Consider the following 4,762-nt stretch of genomic DNA (forward strand, 5'->3'; position numbering starts at 1 on the left):
TGATCTGTGAACTTCCGGCGTTTCGCCATCTCGTATCCCTCCAATAGGTTTGGGATACACCTTAGCTCGCTGTCCGATTTTCTGGGACCACTTCAATAGTCTGTTTCGTCGCCCTCCGTTGCACCCCGGTGCACCGCTAAAACCCCGACAGTTGCCTCATGACGGGGCATCGTTCGGGGACGGTGCAACGCGGTGCACCGAGCGACTCTGGCGAGCAGGAGCATCGCGCGGATGGGCTTCGCCTCAAGGAAGTTGCAACGGGGTGCACCTCCGGGGCGCGGCAAACGGAGTGCGAAGCGCGTCCGGGCAGCCAATCTCGGTCTTCCCGCTCTCGCCCTGAAGTAGTAAGTTCGCGGCAGCAAAGGCTTATATTGGCCTGTTGATGATCCAACCAGTGAGGTGATAGCATGGACGAATTCGAACAGCAGCCATTCAGCGATGCGGAATTCGCGGAAAATCCGGAGCAGCGCTGTCCGGTAATTCTTCTATTGGATACGTCCTATTCCATGAGCGGCGCACCGATTTCGGAATTGAATGAAGGACTGGCCACTTTGCGGCAGGAGCTCATGAACGATCCCATGGCGGCAAAGCGTGTGGAATTGGCGATGGTCACTTTCGGCCCGGTGGAGATTAAATCCGACTTTACTACGGTGGACCATTTCTATCCCGAGACGCTGGTGGCGGACAATGCAACACCCATGGGCGAAGCAATATTGACCGGGCTCGATTTGCTCCGCCAGCGCAAAGACCGCTATCGAGAGAATGGCATCAAGTACTATCGACCGTGGGTGTTCCTCATTACAGATGGCGCTCCGACTGACGATTGGCAAGAAGCGAAACAGCGCGTTCATGAAGGCGAAGAGCGCAAGGAGTTCATGTTCTATGCCGTAGGCGTGGATCAAGCGGACATGAACGTTCTTGGCCAGATCGCGACCCGTCAGCCGCTTAAACTGAAAGGGCTGGCGTTCAAGGAACTATTCCAGTGGTTGTCCAGTTCGCTCAGCGCGGTCTCGCAGTCCAACCCCGGTGACGCTGTTCCTCTCGACAACCCGACAGCCCCGGATGGCTGGGCTGTAGCAGGGTGACCCCGTGGCTTGGCGATGGGCGTCCGCGTCCGTAGTCGGATCGTCGCACATTCAGAATGGTGACAGGCTGCAAGATGCCTATGCTGTTGCCGAAATTGGCAATGGTATCATTTTCGCAGTGGTTTCAGATGGCGCGGGGAGCGCGAAATTTGGCGCATTTGGCGCGTGGCTGATTTGCCGTTTCCTTTCAGTTCGATTTCGAGAGTGGGTACGCGCCAATCCCGACTTGCCGTCCGATGAAGTATTGGCGGACTGGATAGATGAACTGCGAGATCGAATTTCGGCGATAGCTACGCAACGGGAATCTACTCCCCGGCAATTCGCCGCGACGCTTGCGGCAATTGTTGTGACGCCAGATGAAGCTGTAACGTTGCATATCGGCGATAGCGCTGTTGTGGGGCGGAAAGGCACCGAATGGGATGTGCTGTGCTGGCCCGAGAACGGCGAGTATGCGTCCACCACCTACTTTGTCACCGATGATCCAGAACCGCGCCTGAACATCTCCCGCCACCCAAGAGAACACGACGCATTTGCATTGTTCTCCGATGGTGTTGGCGATCTTGCCTTGTCGCATCTTGAACAGAACGCACATCCCCGGTTCTTCGACCCTATGTTCCGTCCTGTTGATGCTGCACCGGGCGAGGGGCGGCTTATCGAGCTATCGGCGAAGCTGGCCACATATCTCGCCGGACCATCGGTGTGCGAACGCACCGACGATGACAAGACGCTCATCCTCATTTCCGAGGGCTGATCGTGCAAGAAATCTTCATCGGAAAGGATCGGGTTTCGGTTGCCGAATTGATCGGCAAGGGTGGCGAAGGCAACGTCTACGCGATCAAAGGCCGCTCCGGGCTTGCTGCAAAAATCTACAACACCGGCCTGCGCGCCAAACGTGAAGACAAGGTGCGGGCGATGGTGGGCGAAGGGCTCGCCGTCAAGACCGACCTCGTCGCTTACCCCGGCGAGGTGGTGACTGACCGCCGCGGAAATTTTCTGGGCTTCGTCATGCGCCTCGTGTCGGGCTATCGTCCGCTACATGAGCTTTACAGCCCCAAGTCTCGCCAGCGCCATTTCCCGAAGTCGGACTATCGGTTTATCGTTCATGCCGCACTTAATGTCGCCCGCGCCGTTGGGAAGGTGCACCAGACCGGTTGTATCATCGGCGACTTGAACCATTCCGGAATCTTGGTGGCTCAAGATGCGACTGTTGCCCTCATCGACGCGGATAGCTTCCAGTTCAGCTTGAACGGCAAGTCCTATCCTTGTGTCGTCGGGGTTCCTGATTTCACGCCGCCTGAGTTGCATGGGAAGAACCTCGCGTCCGTTCAGCGCACCATAGAACACGACAACTTCGGACTGGCGGTTGCGATCTTCCACCTGCTGTTCATGGGTCGTCACCCCTATGCCGGGCGCTACAAAGGCCCAGACATCTCTATGGGCGACGCCATCGCCCAGAACCGTTTCGCCTATTCTCTCGCGCGCCGGGCGGCAACACAAACAACCCCGCCGCCCGGTGCGCTGACACTCGATATGTTCCCGGAGGCAATCTCCCGTGCATTCGAGAACGCTTTCGGTCTGACACCGGGCGCGCGTCCGAGCGCGCTGGATTGGATTCACGCCCTGAATACTCTTGAAGGCGCACTGAGCCACTGTAGCAAAGTCAAGACGCACTATTACCCCAGCGCCGCCGGTGGATGTGTCTGGTGCAAGCTGGCCGCCACCAACGGCTTTGACATGTTCCCGGACCTTACCGCGGTGGAACCGAATATCCCGACCGACGCGCGAGGCACGGAACAGGCAATCAGGGAGATCCTGGCGTTCCGCTTCCCAACGGTCGCTGACTTGCTTCCCGCAGTAGCTGCGCCGCGCGGTGCCAGCAATGCGTTGCGCGAAGCTAGGAGCGCGAAGCGAGGTCGCGCCTTATTCGGCTTGCTCCTGATGGGTGGCGCAGTCGCCGGATTCATCTATGCTGCCCCGGCGTGGTTCGTATGGATCGGTATGGCAATCTGGGGCTGGGTTACCTTCTCCGACCGTGAAGTTGAGCCCGGCCCGTTTCAACAAGCCTTCAAAGATGCCGATGAACGGGTTCAGCGCGAGTTGAATGCCTTTGTTCAGCGCAACGGCATGGCCGAGGTTATCAAGGTGCGCGGCGATCTGGATGCAGCCATCGCTGCCTACAAAGGCCATGACGAAGCGCTCACTCGCGCAATCATGGAGATGAAGTCCAACAGAGAGGCACGGCAAAGGCAGGCCTATCTTGACCGGTTCTCCATCCGGCGTGCACGCATTTCCGGCATTGGTCCAGCCAAAACCGCAGCCCTGATTTCGTTTGGGATTGAGACTGCCGCCGACGTGAGCCGTTCTGCTGTTCTACGGGTGCCGGGGTTCGGTGAGGTGATGACCGACAAGCTGATGGCATGGCGGCGCGGACATGAGTCCCGGTTCAAGTACGACCGGACGCCGAATGCTCAGGACATCGCTGATGAAAGGGTTTTACGCGGGCGGTATGCGGCAGAAAAGGCAAAGTTGGAATCCACGATCCGCAACGGGCTGGGCACCCTGAGAAACGCCAAGGCCCGGCTGGACGCATTGCCAGCAAAGGCCAGAAGCGACAGGGCACTGACCGACGCGCTGGCAGCCCGAGCACAAGCCGAACAAGACCTGCGCGAGTTGGGTGCGTCTGTTCCGGCCTCCACCGTGACGTTGAGGTAATACCTCCGCCGCGACCGGCGCCACAACCGCCAAGAACGTCCCGCGTCGCCACACCCACGCCGCCACGCCAAACTGCTACGTCAGGCAGACCAACCTGCCCGCGTTGCGGTGCCTCAATGGTGCGCAGGATAGCGCGGCGGGGCCCAAATGCAGGCGGGCAGTTCTGGGGCTGTTCGCGTTATCCGCGCTGCAAGGGCACTCGGAACATCTGAAGGAACAATAAGGGTGCCATAGGACGTGCCATATGACGTGACATAGGTGGATGGCACGCTGCAAAAAATACATCTCCATGATTTCAGTAGTTCACGGCGTTTTTGGTCGAGCGATTTGAAAATCGAGTCTTCTCGAGCGTGCCCGTCCGTTGAACCCGCCCTGCTGAACGGATGCGCGCACTGTTGCGCTGCTTTGGCAGCTAAGAGTGCCTCACAGTGTCCACCATCGATGATGGACGCTGTGACCACTTTCCCAGACGCCGTCAGATCGGATTCAGCCGTCAGGTCGGATTTAACGGACGCTCACGAAGCAGCTCTCGGAGGCCCAACTCGCTTCGGTTGTCCGAATCGGACGGTGAGAACAAAGTGGCAACGGGTTGCAAAATGGGCTGCGTCCCTCAGCAGAAATCGCGACGGGCCCTGCTTTGAATATGTTGAATTATCAGGCTATTATGCCACTATGCTTCTGACGTTGCATGATTAGCCGCTTCTGCCGGAAATCGGTGCGCTGAATCGATTCGCCGACACGGGGTGCAGCCATTGCACCGCGTGAATTCTCGCGCATTCTCAATGCCAATCAGACAAGCGCACGAGAGGCGAAACATGAAACGTGAATTGCTTTCCGCAAGAGAAGTGGCCGAAGCCCTGTGAGCTACTCCCCGAAAATCGGACGCTGACGTAGGCTACAAATTGCTGTCTGCTGATCTTCGACGAAGATGAGATCAGAGATGTCGAAACGGAAGCAGCATTCGC

4 protein-coding genes are annotated in these 4,762 nt (G+C 58.2%); all 4 read left to right on the forward strand.

Annotated features, from left to right (window positions below):
- The first annotated feature begins 407 nt into the window (after nucleotides 1-407).
- Genes C4S70_RS18185 through C4S70_RS19550 form a run of 4 tightly spaced genes read left to right on the forward strand, consistent with a single transcriptional unit; the run spans nucleotide 408 to nucleotide 4,009 of the window.
- Nucleotides 408-1,085, forward strand: a complete 678-nt coding sequence (locus C4S70_RS18185; RefSeq protein ID WP_104009493.1) for a vWA domain-containing protein — start codon at nucleotides 408-410, stop codon at nucleotides 1,083-1,085.
- A 4-nt stretch (nucleotides 1,086-1,089) separates the two neighbouring features.
- A complete protein-coding gene (locus C4S70_RS18190) occupies nucleotides 1,090-1,836 on the forward strand; it encodes a PP2C family serine/threonine-protein phosphatase (protein WP_104009494.1) in 747 nt (248 codons plus the stop codon).
- A gap of 2 nt (nucleotides 1,837-1,838) precedes the next feature.
- Entirely contained in the window at nucleotides 1,839-3,797 is a 1,959-nt protein-coding gene (locus C4S70_RS18195) for a helix-hairpin-helix domain-containing protein (protein ID WP_160114914.1), read from the forward strand.
- On the forward strand, nucleotides 3,797-4,009 hold the full coding sequence (locus tag C4S70_RS19550) for a topoisomerase DNA-binding C4 zinc finger domain-containing protein (RefSeq protein ID WP_456077574.1): 213 nt from the start codon (nucleotides 3,797-3,799) through the stop codon (nucleotides 4,007-4,009). Before C4S70_RS18195 ends, C4S70_RS19550 begins: the two co-directional genes overlap by 1 nt.
- The last annotated feature ends 753 nt before the right edge of the window (nucleotides 4,010-4,762 follow it).

The organism is Jhaorihella thermophila, assembly GCF_900108275.1.
GTDB classification, from domain to species: domain Bacteria; phylum Pseudomonadota; class Alphaproteobacteria; order Rhodobacterales; family Rhodobacteraceae; genus Jhaorihella; species Jhaorihella thermophila.